At 67.5% G+C, this 19,530-nt stretch carries 18 protein-coding genes; 9 read left to right on the top strand and 9 right to left on the bottom strand.

What is annotated here, in order from left to right:
- The first annotated feature begins 33 nt into the window (after positions 1 to 33).
- Together QE416_RS16145 and hutI are read left to right on the top strand one after the other, a co-directional pair.
- Positions 34 to 1,803, top strand: coding sequence for a urocanate hydratase (locus tag QE416_RS16145; protein WP_267787550.1), 1,770 nt, complete (start codon positions 34 to 36; stop codon positions 1,801 to 1,803).
- Entirely contained in the window at positions 1,800 to 3,017 is a 1,218-nt protein-coding gene (gene hutI, locus QE416_RS16140; RefSeq protein WP_307317726.1) for an imidazolonepropionase, read from the top strand. The genes QE416_RS16145 and hutI overlap by 4 nt, the downstream gene beginning before the upstream one ends.
- Here hutI and QE416_RS16135 read toward each other — a convergent pair.
- The 6 genes from QE416_RS16135 to QE416_RS16110 form a co-directional block, all read right to left on the bottom strand.
- A complete protein-coding gene (locus QE416_RS16135; RefSeq protein WP_307317723.1) occupies positions 2,948 to 3,472 on the bottom strand; it encodes a histidine phosphatase family protein in 525 nt (174 codons plus the stop codon). The two genes, hutI and QE416_RS16135, sit on opposite strands and share 70 nt — an antisense overlap.
- On the bottom strand, positions 3,469 to 4,473 hold the full coding sequence (locus QE416_RS16130; protein ID WP_307317722.1) for an arginase family protein: 1,005 nt from the start codon (positions 4,471 to 4,473) through the stop codon (positions 3,469 to 3,471). Before QE416_RS16130 ends, QE416_RS16135 begins: the two co-directional genes overlap by 4 nt.
- Positions 4,470 to 4,820, bottom strand: coding sequence for a gamma-glutamylcyclotransferase family protein (locus QE416_RS16125; RefSeq protein WP_307317720.1), 351 nt, complete (start codon positions 4,818 to 4,820; stop codon positions 4,470 to 4,472). The genes QE416_RS16130 and QE416_RS16125 overlap by 4 nt, the downstream gene beginning before the upstream one ends.
- A 76-nt stretch (positions 4,821 to 4,896) precedes the next feature.
- Positions 4,897 to 6,171 carry a DUF445 domain-containing protein gene (locus QE416_RS16120; RefSeq protein ID WP_307317719.1) on the bottom strand — a complete coding sequence of 425 codons (1,275 nt, stop codon included), beginning with the start codon at positions 6,169 to 6,171 and terminating at the stop codon, positions 4,897 to 4,899.
- Positions 6,171 to 7,331, bottom strand: coding sequence for an acyl-CoA dehydrogenase family protein (locus QE416_RS16115; RefSeq protein ID WP_307317717.1), 1,161 nt, complete (start codon positions 7,329 to 7,331; stop codon positions 6,171 to 6,173). Before QE416_RS16115 ends, QE416_RS16120 begins: the two co-directional genes overlap by 1 nt.
- A 75-nt stretch (positions 7,332 to 7,406) precedes the next feature.
- Entirely contained in the window at positions 7,407 to 8,159 is a 753-nt protein-coding gene (locus QE416_RS16110; RefSeq protein ID WP_307317714.1) for an alpha/beta fold hydrolase, read from the bottom strand.
- A gap of 72 nt (positions 8,160 to 8,231) precedes the next feature.
- Here QE416_RS16110 and QE416_RS16105 point away from each other — a divergent pair, with 72 nt between their 5' ends.
- Positions 8,232 to 8,636, top strand: coding sequence for a pilus assembly protein CpaE (locus QE416_RS16105; RefSeq protein ID WP_307317713.1), 405 nt, complete (start codon positions 8,232 to 8,234; stop codon positions 8,634 to 8,636).
- Between the two features lie 51 nt (positions 8,637 to 8,687).
- Here QE416_RS16105 and QE416_RS16100 read toward each other — a convergent pair whose 3' ends face one another.
- Positions 8,688 to 9,893 (bottom strand): MFS transporter, encoded by a 1,206-nt coding sequence (locus QE416_RS16100; RefSeq protein ID WP_307317710.1) that lies wholly within the window; start codon positions 9,891 to 9,893, stop codon positions 8,688 to 8,690.
- Positions 9,894 to 10,279: 386 nt separating this feature from the next.
- Here QE416_RS16100 and nrdH point away from each other — a divergent pair, with 386 nt between their 5' ends.
- The 6 genes from nrdH (at position 10,280) to QE416_RS16070 (ending at position 17,766) form a co-directional block, all read left to right on the top strand.
- Positions 10,280 to 10,513: a glutaredoxin-like protein NrdH gene (gene nrdH, locus QE416_RS16095; protein ID WP_058625194.1), complete on the top strand. Its 234-nt coding sequence runs from the start codon at positions 10,280 to 10,282 to the stop codon at positions 10,511 to 10,513.
- A gap of 28 nt (positions 10,514 to 10,541) precedes the next feature.
- Entirely contained in the window at positions 10,542 to 10,982 is a 441-nt protein-coding gene (nrdI, locus tag QE416_RS16090) for a class Ib ribonucleoside-diphosphate reductase assembly flavoprotein NrdI (RefSeq protein WP_150958895.1), read from the top strand.
- Positions 10,964 to 13,120, top strand: a complete 2,157-nt coding sequence (gene nrdE, locus QE416_RS16085; protein WP_307317707.1) for a class 1b ribonucleoside-diphosphate reductase subunit alpha — start codon at positions 10,964 to 10,966, stop codon at positions 13,118 to 13,120. Before nrdI ends, nrdE begins: the two co-directional genes overlap by 19 nt.
- Before the next feature lie 434 nt (positions 13,121 to 13,554).
- Positions 13,555 to 14,529, top strand: coding sequence for a class 1b ribonucleoside-diphosphate reductase subunit beta (nrdF, locus tag QE416_RS16080; protein ID WP_074696716.1), 975 nt, complete (start codon positions 13,555 to 13,557; stop codon positions 14,527 to 14,529).
- 29 nt (positions 14,530 to 14,558) lie between these two features.
- Entirely contained in the window at positions 14,559 to 17,315 is a 2,757-nt protein-coding gene (locus tag QE416_RS16075; RefSeq protein ID WP_307317704.1) for an ATP-binding protein, read from the top strand.
- 280 nt (positions 17,316 to 17,595) lie between these two features.
- Complete coding sequence (locus QE416_RS16070; protein ID WP_307317703.1) at positions 17,596 to 17,766, top strand: hypothetical protein; 171 nt, start codon at positions 17,596 to 17,598, stop codon at positions 17,764 to 17,766.
- A 9-nt stretch (positions 17,767 to 17,775) separates the two neighbouring features.
- Here the strand turns inward: QE416_RS16070 and QE416_RS16065 are convergent, their stop codons facing one another.
- Positions 17,776 to 18,699, bottom strand: coding sequence for a nucleoside hydrolase (locus QE416_RS16065; RefSeq protein ID WP_307317700.1), 924 nt, complete (start codon positions 18,697 to 18,699; stop codon positions 17,776 to 17,778).
- On the bottom strand, positions 18,696 to 19,529 hold the full coding sequence (locus QE416_RS16060; RefSeq protein WP_307317985.1) for a ribokinase: 834 nt from the start codon (positions 19,527 to 19,529) through the stop codon (positions 18,696 to 18,698). The genes QE416_RS16065 and QE416_RS16060 overlap by 4 nt, the downstream gene beginning before the upstream one ends.
- Between the last annotated feature and the right edge of the window lies 1 nt (position 19,530).

Genomic DNA, 19,530 nt, shown 5'->3' with positions numbered 1-19,530 from the left:
ATTGTTCCCGCCCTGATCGAAGGAGATCCCGCCATGACCGACACGACAGCATCGCCCTCGACGGCCTCCGGCGCCCACGCCTCGGAGCGAGACGCGTCGGCCGTCGTCTCGACCCCCGACGCCGCGACCGCGCCGCGGGCCGGGGCCTCGGCATCCGGCTCCCGCCCTCCGATCCGCGCGCCGCGCGGCGCCCAGCGCACCGCGAAGAGCTGGGGCGCCGAGGCGGCCAAGCGCATGCTCATGAACAACCTCGATCCCGAGGTCGCCGAGCGGCCCGACGACCTCGTCGTCTACGGCGGCACCGGAAAGGCTGCGCGGTCGTGGGCGGCATACGACGCGATCGTGCGCACCCTCGACGAGATCGAGCCCGACGAGACCCTGCTGGTGCAATCGGGCAAGCCCGTCGGCGTCTTCCGCACGCACGAGTGGGCACCGCGCGTGCTCATCGCCAACTCGAACCTCGTGGGTGACTGGGCGACGTGGCCCGAGTTCCGCCGCCTCGAGGAACTCGGGCTGACGATGTACGGACAGATGACCGCGGGCTCGTGGATCTACATCGGCACCCAGGGGATTCTGCAGGGCACGTACGAGACCTTCGCGGCGGTGGCTCGCTCCCTCGGTCGCGAGTCGCTCGCGGGGACCGTGACCCTTACCGCCGGATGCGGCGGGATGGGCGGGGCACAGCCTCTGGCGGTGACGATGAACGGCGGGGCGGTGCTCATCGTCGACGTCGACCGCGCGCGGCTCGACCGACGCGTCGCCCACGGCTACCTCGACGAGGTCGCTCTCGATCTCGACTCCGCGATCGAGCGGGTGACCGCGGCGCGTGAGGCGGGTGAAGCGCTGTCGGTCGGCGTCGAAGGGAACGCGGCCGAGGTCTTCCCGGAGGTGCGGGCCCGCGGCATCCGGATCGACATCGTCACCGACCAGACGAGCGCGCACGACCCCCTGTCGTACCTGCCCGTCGGGACGCCGGTCGACCGGTGGCAGGCCGACGCCGCGCGCGACCCCGAGGATTTCACCCGCCGCTCGCGCGAGAGCATGGCGGCGCACGTGAAGGCGATGGTGGAGTTCCAGGATGCGGGAGCCGCGGTCTTCGACTACGGCAACTCGATCCGCCGCGAGGCCGAGCTCGGCGGGTACGATCGGGCCTTCGCCTTTCCGGGGTTCGTGCCGGCGTACATCCGTCCGCTCTTCGCCGAGGGCAAGGGGCCCTTCCGGTGGGTCGCGCTGTCCGGGGATCCCGAGGACATCGCCAAGACCGACCGCGCGGTGGCCGAGCTCTTCCCCGAAGATGCCGCCCTGCACCGCTGGCTCGAGAAGGCCGGCGAGCAGGTGCACTTCGAGGGGCTGCCGGCGCGGATCTGCTGGCTCGGCTACCAGGAGCGCCACCTCGCGGGGCTGAAGTTCAATGAGATGGTGGCCTCCGGCGAGCTCTCGGGGCCCATCGTGATCGGTCGCGATCACCTCGACGCGGGCTCCGTCGCCTCGCCCTACCGCGAGACCGAGGCAATGGCCGACGGTTCGGATGCGATCGCCGACTGGCCGCTGCTGAACGCCCTGCTCAACACGGCGAGCGGTGCCTCATGGGTGTCGCTGCATCACGGAGGGGGCGTCGGGATCGGCCGGAGCATCCACGCGGGGCAGGTGTGCGTCGCGGACGGCACGGAGCTGGCGGCCGAGAAGCTCGCGCGCGTGCTCGTGAACGACCCCGGAACGGGCGTCATGCGACACGTGGATGCCGGATACGACCGCGCCCGCGAGGTGGCGGCCGACCGCGGGCTCACGGTGCCGATGCCATGAGCGCTCCGGCACCGGGTGGTATCAGCCCCGCGGGCGACCTCTTGCTGACGAACATCGGGGAGCTGACGACGAACGTCGCCGTCGACGGTGATCCGTGCGGGACGGTGCGGGATGCGGCCGTGCTCGTCCGCGGCGGGCACGTGGTGTGGGCGGGTCCTTCGGACCGGGTTCCGGACGCCGGCGCAGGGGTCGACGTCGTCGACGCCGGGGGGCGCGCGGTGATCCCGGGCTTCGTCGACAGCCACACGCACCTCGTCTTCGGCGGCGACCGCGCGGCGGAGTTTGCCGCACGCATGGCGGGGGAGCCGTACGCGGCGGGCGGCATCCGCACGACGGTGGCGGCAACCCGAGCGGCATCCGAAGACGAACTTCGCCAGCGGCTCCGGGCGTTCGTCGGAGAGTGCCGGTCCCAGGGGACGACGACGCTCGAGATCAAGACCGGGTACGGCCTCGACGTTGCGACCGAGACGCGTCTTGCGCGGCTGGCCGCGGAGGTGACGGACGAGGTCACCTTCCTCGGCGCACACGTCGTCGCACCGGAGTTCGCGGGGCGGGCTGACGACTACGTCGATCTCGTCGTGGGACCGATGCTCGACGCCGTCGCGCCGCACGCGCGGTGGGTCGACGTCTTCTGCGAGGCCGGGGCCTTCACGCCCGCACAGAGTCGGCGTGTGCTCGAGGCAGGGAGGGCGAAGGGGCTCGGGATCCGGGTGCACGGGAACCAGCTCGGCTACGGCGCGGGGGCGGCACTGGCCGTCGCGATGGGTGCGGCCGCGGTCGATCACTGCACCTTCCTGACGGACGACGACGTCATCGCGCTCGCCGGCTCTGAAACCGTCGCGACCCTGTTGCCGGGCGTGGAGTTCTCGACCCGGCAGCCCTACCCCGATGCGCGTCGTCTGCTCGCAGCCGGCGTGACGCTCGCCCTCGCGAGCGATTGCAACCCGGGGTCGAGCTTCACCAGCTCGATGCCCCTCATGATCGCCCTCGCCGTCCGCGAGATGGGGATGACACCGGCCGAGGCCGTGTGGGCAGCCACGGCCGGCGGGGCGCGCGCGTTGCGTCGCACCGACGTCGGCGTGATCGAGCCCGGCGCCAAGGCGGATCTCGTGCTGCTCGACGCGCCGTCGCGGGTGCACCTGGCCTACCGGCCGGGGGTACCGCTCGTGCGGCGGGTGTGGAAGGACGGGCTGATCGCCGAGCCTATGGAGTGACGAGCTCGAACTCGTCGGGGAGGGGTGGCGTCGACGTCGTCCCAGGTGCCCTCGTGCCAGGTGAAGATCGCCACGGCGCACGTGACCATGCGCTCGTCGCGATCGGCCAGGCGTGAGACGAGCGCGCTCATCCCGGGGTCGTGCGCCACGACCATGACCTCGTCGACTCCGGCGGCGCGCGCCGCGGCCAGCACCTGTGCGGGATCGGCGAGGTAGAGCTCCGCCTGCTCGGTGATCTCGGCGTCGAAGACGCGGGCGAACGCCTCGGCCGTCTGCCGAGCGCGCAGCGCGGTGCTGGAGAGGATGGCCTCGGGTCGGACGCCCTTGCGCGCGATCGTCCGGGCCATCGCCGGGGCGTCGCGCAGGCCGCGGTGGTTCAGGGGGCGGTCGTGGTCGGCGAGGCCTTCATCGGCCCAGTCCGATTTCGCGTGTCGCGCGAGGACGAGTTGGATCATCGTCTTTCCGCCAATCCTGCCAAGAGCTCGAGTACGCACAGTGCGGCGAGTCGCACGGTGCGGGAATCGGGGGCGTCCGCCGTGGCATCCACTTCGACGACGTCGGCGCTGATGACGCCAGGGTCTCGAGCGAGCGCGCGGACGAGGGCCCGCAGCTCCCAGGCGGCGAGACCGCCGGGAACGCTCGCGGGGCAGCCGGGGGCGACCGAGCGGTCGCACACATCGACGTCGATGTCGAGGTGGATGCCGGGGGACGAGGCGACGACCCCCGGGAACGCGAACCGGCCGGCGGCTGGTCCGTCGGGGGGAGAGGCGGCCGACTCGCTGCCGACGACGGTGAGGGGTCCGTCGCCCGGCCGATCGATCGGCCGGCCCGCCGCGACTCTCAGCGCCTCGGCGACGACCTCGGCGATGCCGCGTCGGCGCACCTCGTCGAGCGTGATGACGGTGATGCCGGCGTCGAGAGCGCGCTGGGCGTAGGCAGCCGAGTTGGCGAAGTCGGCGATGCCGATCTGCACGATGCGCCGGGGGTCGAGGCCGTCGGCGATCAGCCGTCGCACGGGGGAGCCGTTGGATTCCCCGTCGCGGAGGTCGAAGTGCGCGTCGAGGGTGATCAGGCCGCCCGCTCCGCGCCCCTGGGCTACCGCGTAGGTGGCGGAGTTGTCGCCACCGAGAGCGACGACGAGCCGGGCCGCGGACAGCTCCGCCACGGTGGCGCGCACGCGCGCTTCTCCCTCGCGGCCGTCGGGGTCGTGCACGTCACCGGCGTCGGCGATGCGGAGCGCGGCGTTCAGGTCGACGGGCGGCGGTCCGAGCAGAGTCGGCGAGAAGCGGCGGAGCGCCTCGCGGACGGCGGCGGGGGTCGCCGCTGCTCCGGTGGGAGAGAGCGACGTGCGCCAGGCGGGAACGCCGAGCAGGACGGCATCCGGGATCGTCGTGCCGTGGGGTGCGGGCCAGTCCCCGGCACGGGGCCACAGAGGATCGACGGACAGGGCGCTCATGCGGCCAGGTACACCCAGGCGCGGACACCGCTGACGAGAACGACAGAGGCGCGGCGGTAGAGAGACACCTCGTACTCGTCGGCGGCGTCGAGTTCTTCCGGCGTCAGGAGCAGCACACGACCGAAGACGCGATCTCGCGCGTCGTCGGTGCGACGGAGGATCGGATGACGGTCGTGACACGAGAGCTGGGCGACGTGGTCGTCGGCGATGTCGGTCCACTCGAGCCGGTACCCGGCCAGGGCGTCCTCGGCACCCTCGACACGGTGGCCGAAGGTGTCGAGCTGCACGTCGGGCAGCTGGAGCGTCCCATACGTGAAGAGGGACTCCATGTCCGAACCGTCGCTCACGCGCACCAGGCTACTCACGCACCGAGGGCGCCGGGCGGCGCGAGCGTGATGATTCGGCCAGCGATTGCGCGAATCGTCATGATCCCCACACCAGATGCGCGACGGTGAAGATCACCAGGCCTGCGAGAGCGCCGACGATCGTGCCGTTCAAGCGGATGTACTGCAGGTCGCGGCCGACCATGAGCTCGATCTTCTCGGTGGTCTCTTCGGCATCCCACCGCTCCACGGTGTCGGTGATGATCGAGGCGATGTCGTGCCGATAACGACCGACGACGAAGACCGCCGCGTCGGTGACCCATCCGTCGACGCGCTTCTGCAGCGCAGCGTCGCGTTGCAGTCGTCCGCCGACCTCGGCCAGGGCGGCGGCGGCGCGGCGACGCAGAGCGCTCTCGGGGTCGGCGAGCGACCGAAACAGGCCGGCCTTGGCGGTGTTCCAGGCATCGGCGGCGAGCTGCCGTACGCGCGGGCTGTCGAACACCGCGGCCTTGGCCTCTTCGAGGCGCACCATCGTCGCGGGATCGTGCTGCAGGCTATCGGCGAGGCGGCCGAGGTAGCCGTCTATCGCCCCGCGTGCCTGGTGGCTCGGGTCGGCCCGCACGGCGTCGACGAACTGCACGGCCTCCCGATAGACGGTGTCGTCGACGAGGCGCGCCGCCATACTCGGGACCCACGACGGAAGCCGCCGCGAGACGAGCCCCTGGAACGTGTCGCGGTTGTTGCCGAGCCATACCGCGATGTTGTCGAGGGCGAGGTCGACGGCGCCGTGGTGGGCGCCCGAGCCGACGACGCGTTCGAGCCAGCCGCCGAGGGAGGGACCCCAGTCGGGCGAGAGCAGGTGCTCGCGGGCGAGGTCTTCGATCAAGCCCTGCACGTCGTCGTCGCTGAGCGCGGTGAGGACGCTCGAGGCGAGCGTCGCCCCCTCGGCCGCGACACGATCGGCGTGGGCGGGAACGGCCAGCCAGGCTCCGGCGCGAGCCGACAGGGGCGTCGATTCGAGCTTGGTCCGTACGACGTCGCCCTCGAGGAAGTTCGTCTCGACGAACTCGCCCAACTGCCGCCCGATCTCGTCTTTGCGTCGGGGGATGATCGCCGTGTGGGGGATCGGCAGCCCGAGCGGGTGGCGGAAGAGTGCGGTGACCGCGAACCAGTCGGCGAGGGCGCCGACCATGCCGCCCTCGGCCGCGGCCCGGACGTACTGCAACCACTCCACCTCGCGCTGCAGCGAGAACGAGACGGCGAAGACGATGGCCATCGCGAGGAGCGCGCCGAGTGCCACGCCCTTCATCACGCGGAGGGCGCGGCGGCGCTCCTGATCGGCCGGGCTCAGCGCGCGGGTGGGCGTGCGCGCCATCACGCGGTCACCGGCCCGAGCCAGGCGGCCGCGGCGGTCGAATGCGCGGACTCGGAGTCGGAGGGGTGGAACATGCCGGCGAGCACGTCGCGGTACAGCCGGCTCAGTTCGTTGTGCGAGAAGTACGCCGAGCCGCCGCCGACGAGGATCGCGTCGTCGACGACCTCTTTCGCCATGGCGACCGCGCGGTACTTCACGCCGGAGAGCAGGGTGAACCACCGACCACCGTGGTCGACCAGGGTGTCCACGTCGGAGGCCAGCGAGGCGAGCTGCGGCGGAAGCGCGTCGTAAGCGAGCGCCATGTCGGCCACGCGCCACCGGATGTCGGGGTCGTTGGCGTAGGTCGTGCCCGTCTTCTTCGACCGCCGCGAGGTCGCGGCTGCAACGGCCAGGTCGAGCGCGCGTCGCGCGATGCCGGTGTACACCGAGGCCAAGAGGATCTCGAAGACGGCGAAGATGCCGAACACGAGCGGATCGGGCTGAGGGCCCGGGTCGATGCGACGCACGATGCGGTCGGCGGGAGCGTGGGCCCCGCGCAGTTCGGTCGTGCGGCTCTGCGTGCCGCGCATGCCCAGGGTGTCCCAGTCGTCGTGGGCGACGACGTCGTCGCTGCGGTCCAGGAACGCGAACACCATCTTCGGTCCGTCGGCCGAGGTCTCGTCGAGCCCGTGCACGCCCAAGTGGTCCCACACGGGGGAGAGCGAGGTGAAGATCTTGGTCCCCGTGAACGTGTAGCCGCCGTCACCGTCGGGGCGGGCCACGGTGTCGCTGCCGAAGAGCACGAGATCGTTGCCGGCCTCGCTGATGCCGAAGGCGAAGACCTCTCCTGCCGCAGCGCCCCGCTGCACGTGCTCGAGATCGTTCATGCCGCGGTCGCTCAAGACCTTCGCGACCCCCGTCCACACCAGATGCATGTTGACGGCCAGGGCGGTCGCCGGGGCCGCGCCCGCGAGACGCTGCTGCAGGAGCGACGCCTCGGCGAGGCTCAGCCCCGCGCCACCGAGGTCGGATGGCACCAGGATGCCGAGGTACCCGGCCGCTCGGAGCTCGTCGAGGTCGTCGTGCGGGAAGGTGTTCTCGCGGTCGTGCACGACGGCGCGCTCACGGATGCGCGCGAGCAGGTCGTCGGGCAGGTACCGAGCCGGGTCGAACGAGGTCATGGCATCCATTCTGCTCGGCACCGCCGACATTGCGTGCGGGGGTGGCATCGCGCCGCACATCGCGTATGCGCGGCGTCAGCGGAGGGCGTGCAGGACCGCCGCGACGGCGGCCTCGGGGCGATCGCGATGCGGGGAGTGCCCGGCGCCTTCGATCACGCTCATCGTCACGACCGGGTTCCGGAGCACCTCGGCCGCGAGCTCGCCCGTGAAGATCGAGTGCACGGCCGGGTCGGCGCCCACCACGTGCGTCGGCACCGTGAGAGAGGCCGCGGCGGAGCGCACGTCCCACACGGCGTTCTGCAGACTCGTCTGCTCGACCGCCCAGCGGCTCGCGCGCTGTGTCGCCCGCGCCTTCAACTCGACGTCGATCGGATGCCATTCGGGATGCATCGCACGCACGGCCTCGATGCTCGGGTCGGCGAACGACTGCTCCTGACTCACGCGTACGACCTCGCGGTCGTCCTCCGACAGGGCGATGGCCGGGTCGATGAGCACGAGCCGGCGGGTCCAAGCGGGACGCTGAGCCGCAGCGAGCGTCGACGACGCACCGCCGAGCGAGTGACCGACGACCGCGTCCCACGCACCGCCGCTTGAGGGCGTCGTGCCGATCAGATCCGCCGCGTACGACGACAGGCGGTAGTCGAGGGTGCGCGGGGCGTCACCGTGGCCGCGGAGGTCCACCGCGACCGCGTGCCACCCGGCGTCGGCCAGCGCCACACCGTAGCGCCACATGAGCGCGCCGTCGGAACCGAGTCCGTGGGCGAGCAGCGCTTGCGGTCCGTTCGGGTCGCCCCACGACAGTCGGGGGAGGGTCACGGGTGTCGACATGGCATCCATCTTGCTCCGTCCACGCGCACGACAGGCGACCGGTCGTCACAGAACGCCCCCAGAATGGATGCCATGATCTCGACCGAGTTGGCCCAGGCCCTGCGCGAGGCGGGATTGGTGTGGCATCCGCTCTCCGGTGACCGCTTCCAGCTCGACGAGCCGGAGTTCGAGGCCGACATCTTCACCGTGAGCGACATGACGGTGGAGCCGCGCGATTACCCCACCGGTCGGATCCTCGCTTTCAACGGCACGACGGAGTGGGCGCTCGACTCCGTCGCCACCGAAGACGCGTTGTGGCTGCCCTCCGAGTCGCAACTGCGCGAGATGCTGCGCTCGACCTTCCGCTCTCTGCGACGTCTCTCCGACACCTACGAGGTCGAGATCTCGGTCGGCGGCTCGACCCTGGTATTCGACCACCCGACACCGGCGGACGCGTACGCGCTCGCCGTGCTCGAGCTCTTGCGGCGCACGCACTGACCCACGGCTCGGGCGGTTCGGGCGCGGGATGCCGATCGCCCCGGCATCGGCTCAGGTGATGGTGTGCACCGGCTCGGTGTCGGGGATGGGGCTCGCGTCGCGGTGCCGCAGATCCGGGAAGCCGCGCACGAACACCGCGGCGACCACGAAGCCGACCAGGGCGAAGCCTGCGGCGGCGATGTACGCACCGGTGGGGCCGACGCCGTCGACGAGGAAGCCGGCCACCGCGGAGCCCGCGGCGGCACCGATGAGCTGGCCGGTGCCGATCCAGCCGTAGGCCTCGGCGGTCTCGCTGAAGCGGACGCTGGCAGAGGTCATCGCGAACATCACCGCGAGGGCCGGCGCGATACCGGCGCCGGCGACGAGGAGGGTGGCGCCGATCCACCACGCGTTGAGCGAGAAGATCGTGAGCGAGAGACCGAGGGCCACGATCGCGAAGCGGCGCGCCATGGCCCAGGGGCCGATGGGGATGTGACCGAACGACAGTCCGCCGGCGAGGCTGCCGACGGCGAAGACGGCGAGGATGAGGCCGGCCTCGAGGCCGCCGTGGTCGAAGGTGGCCACGACGCCCGCTTCGACGGCCGAGCAGGCGCCGATGAGGAGGAAGCCGGTCGCGGTGGCGAGGATGACCGGCGGCTTGGCGAGCACGCGGCCGAGGCCGCGGCGGCTGCGCGGGATGCGCACTCGGCCGACCTCGGGACTGAGGATGAACCACGCCCCGCCCCCGAGAAGGATGATCACGACGAGGAGCAGACCCGGGACGGTGCCGACCTGCGTCGCGACCAGGGTGATGAGCACGGGCGCGAGAACCCAGATGATCTCTTGCAGCGACGCGTCGAGCGAGTACAGCGGGGTGAGCCGCTGGGAGTTGACCATCTTGGGATAGATGGTGCGGACGGCCGACTGCACCGGAGGGGTCGACAAGCCGGCGATGAGGCCGAGCACCATGTAGAGGGGCAGCGGCATCTCGATGAGGGCGAGGGTTGCGATCGCGGTCGCGCACACGAGAAGCGTCACGGTGAGGACGCGCCGCATACCCCAGATGCCCATCCAGCGACTGGTGACCGGGCCCGCGATGGCCTGGCCGATGCTCGTGGCGGCCAGCACCAGCCCCGCCGCTCCGTAGGAACCCGTGACGTGTTCGATGTGGAGGAGCACCGCGAGGCTGGTCATGCCGTTGGGGAAACGCGCCGTCAACTGTGCGGCGATGATGCGCCCCACGCCAGGGGTTTTGAGGAGTTCGCGGTAGCCGGCCACCGGATAACGCTACAGCCGACCTCCGACATGCGCCGAGGCGTCCTCGTAGCGTCTCGCCGCGACACGCCGCGACACGCCCTCGGGCGAATTCGCTCGCCTGTGCAATGTCGGACCCCCCGTCTACCGTCCGACCTGTGGACAGACATCGACCGGTCCCGCCAAATCCGCGGAATCGCGCCCGTCGACAACGTTCCGGAAGGGGGGCGATCTGTGGATGAAATCGTGGACAACCTGTGTTGTACATGGGGAGAGACGGTGGAAAATCACATCGCTGTAACTACTACCCCTTGTGGTGCCTTCCGATGTCCGTCCCCATATGTAGTATTGAGGTCCCGGCTGGCCCTGCCCGGCCGGACACAGATTTTCCAGGGGAGAGAGAGAACGACATGGCGATCACGGTCTACACCAAGCCGTCCTGCGTCCAGTGCACCGCGACCTACCGTGCGCTCGACTCGAAGGGCATCGAGTACAACGTGCTCGACCTGTCCGAAGACCCGTCGGCGCTCGAGCAGGTCAAGTCGCTCGGGTACCTTCAGGCACCCGTCGTCGTCACCGACGAGGACCACTGGTCGGGCTTCCGTCCCGACAAGATCGACGAGCTCGCTTCGCGCCTCGCCTGATCCGGCGACAGGCTCTCAGACCTCCGTCATGAGCACTGTCTTGTCGGCGACCGAAGCTCCGCTGCTGGTCTACTTCTCGAGCGTGTCGGGCAACACCGCACGTTTCATCGAGAAGCTCGGCAAGCGGGCCGTGCGCATTCCGCTCCGGCCGACCGATCCGCCCCTTCACGTCGACGAACCCTTCGTGCTGGTCACCCCCACTTACGGTGGGGGTGCCGGTCGGGGCGTCGAGAAGGGCGCGGTCCCCAAGCAGGTCATCCGATTCCTCAACGAGGAGCGGAACCGACGCAACATCCGCGGTGTCATCGCCGCGGGAAACACGAATTTCGGCGACGCGTTCTGCCTCGCCGGCGACATCATCGCGCGCAAATGCGGGGTGCCGCACCTGTACCGGCTGGAAGTTTTCGGCACCCCCGACGATGTCGAGCGGGTCAACGAGGGATTGGAACGATGGTGGAAGTTGAGCTGACCGACGTGGACTTCAAGACCGAAGCGCGGTTCGAGGGGCTGGATTACCACGCCCTCAACGCGATGCTGAATCTGTACGACGCGGACGGCAAGATCCAGTTCGACGCCGACAAGCGTGCCGCACGCGAGTACTTCCTGCAGCACGTGAACCAGAACACGGTGTTCTTCCACTCGCTCAAGGAACGTCTCGACTACCTCGTCGAGAAGGAGTACTACGAGCCGACCGTGCTCGAGAAGTACTCGATGGACTTCATCCAGGAGCTCAACGACCGTGCCTACGGCGCGAAGTTCCGCTTCGAGACCTTCCTCGGCGCGTTCAAGTACTACACGAGCTACACGCTCAAGACCTTCGACGGAAAGCGCTACCTCGAGCGCTTCGAGGACCGCGTCGTCATGACCGCCCTCGCCCTCGCCGACGGCGACCCCCGTCTCGCCGTCCAGCTGGTCGACGAGATCATCTCGGGCCGCTTCCAGCCGGCCACGCCCACCTTCCTCAACGCGGGCAAGGCGCAGCGCGGCGAGCTCGTGTCGTGCTTCCTGCTCCGCATCGAAGACAACATGGAGTCGATCGCCCGCGGCATCAACTCCGCTCTGCAGCTGTCGAAGCGCGGCGGCGGCGTGGCCCTGCTGCTGTCGAACATCCGCGAGGCGGGGGCTCCGATCAAGCAGATCGAGAACCAGTCTTCCGGCATCATCCCCGTCATGAAGCTGCTCGAAGACAGCTTCAGCTACGCCAACCAGCTCGGCGCGCGTCAGGGTGCCGGCGCGGTGTACCTCAACGCCCACCACCCCGACATCCTGCGCTTCCTCGACACCAAGCGCGAGAACGCCGACGAGAAGATCCGCATCAAGACGCTGTCGCTGGGTGTCGTCATCCCCGACATCACGTTCGAGCTCGCCAAGAACGGCGAGGACATGTACCTCTTCTCGCCGTACGACGTCGAGAAGGTCTACGGCAAGCCGTTCGGCGACATCTCGGTCACCGAGAAGTACCGCGAGATGGTCGATGACCCGCGCATCAAGAAGACGAAGATCAACGCGCGCGAGTTCTTCCAGACCCTCGCCGAGATCCAGTTCGAGTCGGGCTACCCGTACATCATGTTCGAGGACACGGTGAACAAGGCCAACCCGATCGCCGGTCGCATCAACATGTCGAACCTGTGCTCGGAGATCCTCCAGGTCAACACGCCGACCACGTACAACGAGGACCTCTCGTACGACACCATCGGCAAGGACATCTCCTGCAACCTCGGCTCGATGAACATCGCTCTCGCGATGGACGGCGGCGACCTCGGCCTCACGGTCGAGACCGCGATCCGCGCCCTCACCGCCGTCAGCGTGCAGAGCCACATCGCCTCGGTCCGCTCGATCGAAGACGGCAACGACCGCTCGCACGCCATCGGCCTCGGCCAGATGAACCTGCACGGCTACCTCGCTCGTGAGCACGTCTACTACGGCTCCGAAGAGGGCATCGACTTCACGAACATCTACTTCTACACGGTGCTGTTCCACGCGCTGCGCGCGTCGAACCGCCTCGCGATCGAGCGCGGCACCGCGTTCGACGGCTTCGAGAACTCCACCTACGCGTCGGGCGAGTTCTTCGACAAATACACCGACCAGGTGTGGGAGCCGCAGACGGCCAAGGCGAAGGAACTCTTCGCCGGGGTTCAGATCCCCACGCAGGACGACTGGCGCGAGCTGAAGGCCTCGATCCAGGCGCACGGTATCTACAACCAGAACCTGCAGGCCGTGCCCCCGACCGGCTCGATCTCGTACATCAACAACTCGACGAGCTCGATCCACCCGATCGCCTCGAAGATCGAGATCCGCAAGGAAGGCAAGCTCGGTCGCGTCTACTACCCGGCTCCGTTCATGACGAACGAGAACCTGGAGTACTACCAGGACGCCTACGAGATCGGCTACGAGAAGGTCATCGACACGTACGCCGCCGCGACGCAGCACGTCGACCAGGGCCTGTCGCTGACGCTGTTCTTCAAGGACACCGTCACCACCCGCGACATCAACAAGGCCCAGATCTACGCGTGGCGCAAGGGCATCAAGACCATCTACTACATCCGTCTGCGTCAGCTGGCGCTCGAGGGCACCGACATGACCGAGTGCGTCTCGTGCATGCTCTAAAAGCTTGAGGCCGGGGCGTTGGCGCGCCCCGGCCTCAATACAACAACCCGCAGGGTTGCCGACGTTGGTACGTCCGGACAGCCTATACGAGTTCGCACTGAGGCAGAACGTCTCAGGCTCGCTGCGGGGTTCCACGGAGACGTGGAGAAGGGACAGTAATGACTGTCAACCGCAGCGCCCGCACGGGGCGTTTCGTATCCAATGCTACGGCCGCACGTTGGCCGCAGTACACCACCACTGAGCGCGTCGGCGCGGGGACCTCGAACACGCGGTCCGTGTTCCGAGACGCTTCGTCGGGGCACTTCGTCACCGCTCGTGACGCGGCGAACAACCCGGCTGGCACCATCAACCAGCGCGTCTAATTACCTTTGGGGGTGGCACGACAGTGCCGCCCCCAAAGCCACACCGATCGAGTCGAAAGAGACCAGGAAATCATGGCTGAGAAGCTGCAGCTCCTGAACCACGTGCAGGCCATCAACTGGAACCGCATCCAGGACGACAAGGACCTCGAGGTCTGGAACCGTCTCGTGAACAACTTCTGGCTGCCCGAGAAGGTGCCGCTGTCGAACGACATCCAGTCGTGGAACACGCTCACCCCCGAGGAGCAGACGCTGACGATGCGCGTGTTCACGGGGCTCACGCTCCTCGACACGATCCAGGGCACGGTCGGCGCCGTCTCGCTCATCCCCGACGCGATCACCCCGCACGAGGAAGCCGTCTACACGAACATCGCGTTCATGGAGTCGGTGCACGCGAAGAGCTACTCGTCGATCTTCTCGACGCTGTGCTCGACGAAGGAGATCGACGAGGCCTTTCGCTGGTCGACCGAGAACGAGTTCCTTCAGAAGAAGGCGCGCATCGTCATGGACTACTACCGTGGCGATGACCCGCTCAAGCGCAAGGTCGCCTCGACCCTGCTCGAGTCGTTCCTGTTCTACTCGGGCTTCTACCTGCCGATGCACTGGTCGAGCCGCGCGAAGCTCACCAACACGGCCGACCTGATCCGCCTCATCATCCGCGACGAGGCCGTTCACGGGTACTACATCGGCTACAAGTTCCAGCGCGGTCTCGAGACGGTCGACCAGGCCCGTCGCGACGACATCAAGGACTACACGTTCTCGCTGATGTACGAGCTCTACGACAACGAGGTGGGCTACACGCAGAGCCTGTACGACTCGGTCGGACTGAGCGAAGACGTGAAGAAGTTCCTTCACTACAACGCGAACAAGGCGCTCATGAACCTCGGCTACGAGGCGATGTTCCCCGCGTCGGTCACGAACGTGAACCCCGCGATCCTCTCGGCCCTGTCGCCGAACGCTGACGAGAACCACGACTTCTTCAGTGGCTCGGGTTCGTCGTACGTCATCGGCAAGGCCGAGGCGACCGAGGACGACGACTGGGACTTCTGAGTTCACCGGACTGAGGCGGAGACTAGGGAATGCCGGTTGTCGATTTTGAGGAAACAGCCCTTTGGAAGAGAACTTTGGGGCTGGAAGGTGACGGCGTTCCGAGCCAGGTGAGCACCCTGCGGGCGGCATATTTGCAGTTTCGGGAGCATGTCGAGCCTGTCGCGCAGGAGATTTCGCTAAGTGTTCCCGGTTACACCGATCACGGGATTTCTCACTGCGATAGTCTGTGGCGAACGGCTTCCCTTCTCCTCGGTGAAGATTTTCCCCTGAATCCGGCCGAGGCATTCGTGCTGGGAGGGTCGTTCTTAGTTCATGATCTCGGCATGGGTGCTTCAGCGTATCCGGGTGGTCTTCTTGAATTGGTAGAATCCGTCGAGTTCTCAGATATTGCAGCGGCAGCCTTCGCTGATGAGTACGACACAATCGTTGCGGCTGCGAAGAAGGACCTTTCCGCGAACCCGACTTGGAACGGGCTCTCCGACCGTCGGGCCAAGGACCTATTGACGGCACTACTCCGACGCCGCCACGCCGCCCAGGCGGTTGAAGTGGTCTCGAACAGCTGGGAGCTTTCGAACGGCCAATCGATGTATCTGCTTGCGGACACAACTCTGCGGCTATCCTATGGTGACTGCATCGGACAAGTGGGTCGCAGTCATTGGCTGGACGTTGCTGAGTTGCAAAGCGAACTCCCTCCGCAATTGGGCGCAATCCCGGGATTTCCGGCGGACTGGACAGTGGATCCCGTCAAAATTGCCTGCATCCTCCGTTTGGCCGATGCTATCAACGTGGACGCTAGTCGAGCACATCCTCTGCATACTCCTCATCGACTGCCGCAAGCGGAGTCTCTGACACACTGGTTGGCACAGGAAAAGCTGCTCAGTGCGGACATAAGAAACCATCGAGTTTATTTCACCTCGACTGGCGCGTTTAACATTGAACTCGCTGACGCATGGTGGCTCACCTACGACACTGTTCGTATGATCGACTCGGAACTGCGGCGTGTGGATAATCTATGCGGCGACCTGGACATTCCTCGGTTTCGAGCCCATGCGGCGGCGGGGGCGGAATCACCGCAGAGATTCGCGCGCTTTGTTCGGCCCGTAGGGTGGGAGCCAATTGATGCCCGCCCCTTTATCGGAGACCAGAATCTCGTAATGAAGCGCCTCGGAGGCGCTTCTCTCTACGGGAAATATCGGCAAGCCGAGGTGTCATTACGTGAAATTCTCGCGAATGCGATGGATGCGACACGAGCTCTGGATTCCGCGTTTGGTGGAGATGCCGTCAAGCCCATCCTAGTTACTCTTGAACGCGGCGATGAATTTGATAAGCTGACGGTGCGTGATTATGGGATTGGCATTTTGTCAAACCAGATGGCAAGCACCCTGTGTAATTTTGGCACAAGTGGCTGGCGAAGCGAGGCGGCGCAGGAGGCCATACCGGGCTTGGTTAGTAGCGGGTTTCGTCCAACCGGGAAATTCGGCATCGGATTCTTTGCGGCATTTATGGCGTCCGATCGCGTTCGGGTGATCTCAAGACATGTTGAGGAATCGAAAAAAGAGACCTCAGTTCTCGACTTCCCAGACGCACTCAACGAACGCCCGCTCCTCCGGCCCGCAAGTAGGCAGGAGCAGCTATTGGAGCCTGGGACTTCTGTTGAACTAGTCCTGAAGGTTCGCGTCGATGAGGAGGAGGGGTTATTCGACGTCGAAGGCGGCGAGGATTTCCCTACCACGAGACAGTTCGTGCGCTACCTAAGGCGACTGGCTCTCACCTCGAATGTCGATATCGACGCACACGTTGTCGGTCATGGACCTCGTGAGCGCGTGGTTACGGCAGGCCAGTGGGGGACTGCAGACGGCACATGGCTCATGGATGCCATGAACGCAAGCCTCGATCTCGACGAGCCGTCCTATCTAAGGTTCCGGGAAGAGTTTGCCAACAGTTTGACGCCTCTCTATGATGACGATGGAGAACTTAAGGCGCGGTTGTCTCTATCAGCTCCGCCCCCAAGCATTCAATCAGCTATCGGGTTCTCCGCCCAACGAACGTATATTGGTGGCGTCGATGCAAGGGAAGACTCGGAGCCGTTCTCGGGAGTTGTGGAGGGGAGCCCTGCCAGCGCAGCCCGACAGGACGCGCGCCTAGAGGTTAGCGATGACGAACTGAAGCGTTGGTTTGTCGATCAAGTTGAGTCTTTGGAAGACGGTTCAATAAGCCCGAGTCGGCGTGTCGTCTTGCGATTCATCGCTCTCCGAATGGGGGTCGAGCTCCCTCACCTGGAGGTTGGCTCGGTATCGGATAAAGGTCTGGTCGCGGATCATGGCCTCGATGATTGGTTGTCCCGTCGGCGGCGATTTGCGATCCTGCAGGGTCGTGCAATATCTATTCCCTCGGACGGCAAGGTAGTCACGCTCTTCGATGCTGACGGCGAGGCCGACTTGCTGTATCTGAGCGAAAACTGTGTGGCGGTGGAGGACGACTTCTTCGGATCGTCGAAATGGAACGTTCGCGCGATGGATCAAGAGATTACCAACGCTAGCGGCACGATCACGCCGTCGAGCGTACGTTGGTGGGGCCACGTCCACCGCAGCCCAATCGCGCACGTTATCAGGCGTGCAGCGGTGGTCTGGGATGTGCCCCTCGCTTCGCTTGTCGAGAGGGTGTTCTACGTCTTTGCGCGCGACGCTGAGGAGTTCGAGCCCGAGTTGCTCACGTTGCGCGACGTGCATGGTGAAGGCCGGGCCGTCGGGGGGTGGGTTGTCGACCTTGATGCCGCGTCGCTATAGCTTGAGAGTCCGCTTCTCGGGCAGCAATGACTACAGTCGCCTCTTCTGCTTTGAGCGCCAAGCTGGACGTGTGTCGCGAGAGGTTGAGCCGTATTGACCTAGGCGGGTCCTCCCAGCGTGCCCTCCCATTGATTTATGTCCGACCGGGTTTTGGGCACTGAGTTGAACTCCTGAACCCGCAACACGACGAAGCCCGCCCCGCATCGTGCGAGGGCGGGCTTCGTCGTTCCCTGCGTCGTCACCGGCGCTCACCCCGGCCGACGTTCGTACCCTGGACACCATGGCCGATCACGACGCGCACGACGACCAGGAGCAGCGCGCCCTCCGCGCGATCGAAGCCATCAACGCCGGCGCCGACATCGGCGACGAGGCGTCCCGGCTCGCGAACGAGTTCACGGATCGCCACACGTCCCGGCTCACGGCGTGGTTGAAGAGCCGCCGCCGCGGCTAGCGCACCGCCTCAGACCGGCCACTCCCGCGCTTCGAGCCGTTCCAGCAGCACTTCTGCCGCCGAGCCCTCCATCGCGCGGACCCATCTCTGCGTCTCCGACCCGCTCGACGACACCGTCCGCCCGCGTTCGCCGCGTTCGAGCCGCACGTCGACCCGGCCCGCCGAGACGCTCACTCCGCGCAGAGCCCCCGCGGCCACCATCGCGGCGAGCGGATCGTGCAGCGCGCAGCGGCGGTCGGGAAAGACTCCGGCGTAGAAGTCGAGGTAGTGCGGCAGCATGCGCGCCAACGCCTGCGGCACGGCTCCCGGGATCGCTTCGAGGCGCACGAGGTCGGTGGCATCCAGGGTCTGCGTCATCGTGACGTCGAGGGGCACGAGCGTGGTGTCCCAGTCCTGCGCGAACACGACGGCAGCGGCTTCGGGGTCGTTGTGGATGTTGGCCTCGGCCCACGCGGTGACGTTGCCCGAGTGGGCGAACGCACCGCCCATCACGACGAGGTGGTCGAACCGCGCGACCCCGGGCGCCTCGGCGTAGGCCGCGAGATTTGTCAGGGGGCCGAGGGCGAGCACGGTGAGGTCCGGATGCCGTGACGCGACGTGGTCGATCAGCTCGACCGCCGCGCGGGCATCGTGCGCGCGGGCCGCGGCGGACAGGGCGATACCGCCGAGCCCGTCGTCACCGTGCACGTGCGGAGCTCCGCCCGCGTAGGCGCGAGCGCGGAAATCGTGCGCGCCGATCGCGACGGGGATGTCGTCTTCGCCGGCGAGCTCGAACAGCGACAGGGTGTTGGCGGCCGCGCGGGCGGCATCCGTGTTCCCGGAGACGGTCGTGACGCCCACGACCTCGACGGAGGGCTCGGCCAGCAGGTAGGCGAGGGCCAGGGCGTCGTCGATGCCGGTGTCGCAGTCGACGAGGATCGGGCGGCGGCTCATGCGGGGACTCCGTACGTGTCGAGGGCGTCGAGCGCCGGTTGCGAGGCGTCGTCGGCGACGGCGGCGGACCCCACGGCGCACGCGCGGGCGAGGGCGTCGGTTTCGGCGTCTCCGCGGAGCAGTCCGACGACGAGAGCCGCGCAGAACGCGTCGCCCGCGCCGACGGTGTTGCGAACGGTCGTGGGCACTCCCGCGGCCGAAGCCACGAGCTCGCCGCGCCGGTAGAGTCGCGCACCCTCGGCACCGAGCGTCACGCAGAGCAGAGGGGCGTCGTGCACCTCGGGCAGCTGCGCGTACTCGGTCTCGTTGACGATCACGAGGTCGCACCGCTCGAGCACCTCGGCGGGCAGCGGCCGGGCGGGGGCGGCGTTGACCGCCAGGAAGCCCGCAGCGCGCGCGGCGGCCGAGACGACGGCATCCGACACCTCCAACTGCAGCAGGACCGCAGCTCCCGGTTCGATGCCGAGCGCATCCGCGTCGATGGCGGCGTTCGCCCCCGCGCACACGACGATCGAGTTCTCGCCCGTCGCATCGACGACGATGAGGGCGGTTCCGGTCGCGGCGTCCGTGGTCTGCACTCCGGAGGCGTCGACCCCGATCGCGGCGAAGCGGTCCCGGATGCCGCGACCGTCGGCGTCGTCGCCGACGGCGCCGATGAGCCGGACGTCGGCGCCGAGGCGGGCAGCGGCAACCGCCTGATTGGCCCCCTTGCCTCCGGGGCCGCGGTCGAGGACGCCGTCGGCGACGGTCTCGCCGGGGCCGGGGGAGCGGCGGACGCGGGCGGTGAGGTCGACGTTGATGGCGCCGACGACCGTGAGTGGGACAGAGATG

It is taken from the genome of Microbacterium sp. SORGH_AS_0421, assembly GCF_030818635.1.
In the GTDB taxonomy this organism is placed as follows: domain Bacteria; phylum Actinomycetota; class Actinomycetes; order Actinomycetales; family Microbacteriaceae; genus Microbacterium.
Note: the sequence above shows the minus strand (reverse complement) of the source record. Positions and strands in the feature narration are given on the sequence as shown.

Excerpts from the sequence above, each read along its gene's own strand:
- QE416_RS16145 (WP_267787550.1), top strand. The coding sequence starts at position 34 with ATGACCGACACGACAGCATCGCCCTCGACGGCCTCCGGCGCCCACGCC.
- hutI (WP_307317726.1), top strand. The coding sequence starts at position 1,800 with ATGAGCGCTCCGGCACCGGGTGGTATCAGCCCCGCGGGCGACCTCTTG.
- QE416_RS16135 (WP_307317723.1), bottom strand. The coding sequence starts at position 3,472 with ATGATCCAACTCGTCCTCGCGCGACACGCGAAATCGGACTGGGCCGAT.
- QE416_RS16130 (WP_307317722.1), bottom strand. The coding sequence starts at position 4,473 with ATGAGCGCCCTGTCCGTCGATCCTCTGTGGCCCCGTGCCGGGGACTGG.
- QE416_RS16120 (WP_307317719.1), bottom strand. The coding sequence starts at position 6,171 with ATGGCGCGCACGCCCACCCGCGCGCTGAGCCCGGCCGATCAGGAGCGC.
- QE416_RS16115 (WP_307317717.1), bottom strand. The coding sequence starts at position 7,331 with ATGACCTCGTTCGACCCGGCTCGGTACCTGCCCGACGACCTGCTCGCG.
- QE416_RS16110 (WP_307317714.1), bottom strand. The coding sequence starts at position 8,159 with ATGTCGACACCCGTGACCCTCCCCCGACTGTCGTGGGGCGACCCGAAC.
- QE416_RS16105 (WP_307317713.1), top strand. The coding sequence starts at position 8,232 with ATGATCTCGACCGAGTTGGCCCAGGCCCTGCGCGAGGCGGGATTGGTG.
- nrdH (WP_058625194.1), top strand. The coding sequence starts at position 10,280 with ATGGCGATCACGGTCTACACCAAGCCGTCCTGCGTCCAGTGCACCGCG.
- nrdI (WP_150958895.1), top strand. The coding sequence starts at position 10,542 with ATGAGCACTGTCTTGTCGGCGACCGAAGCTCCGCTGCTGGTCTACTTC.
- nrdE (WP_307317707.1), top strand. The coding sequence starts at position 10,964 with ATGGTGGAAGTTGAGCTGACCGACGTGGACTTCAAGACCGAAGCGCGG.
- nrdF (WP_074696716.1), top strand. The coding sequence starts at position 13,555 with ATGGCTGAGAAGCTGCAGCTCCTGAACCACGTGCAGGCCATCAACTGG.
- QE416_RS16075 (WP_307317704.1), top strand. The coding sequence starts at position 14,559 with ATGCCGGTTGTCGATTTTGAGGAAACAGCCCTTTGGAAGAGAACTTTG.
- QE416_RS16070 (WP_307317703.1), top strand. The coding sequence starts at position 17,596 with ATGGCCGATCACGACGCGCACGACGACCAGGAGCAGCGCGCCCTCCGC.
- QE416_RS16065 (WP_307317700.1), bottom strand. The coding sequence starts at position 18,699 with ATGAGCCGCCGCCCGATCCTCGTCGACTGCGACACCGGCATCGACGAC.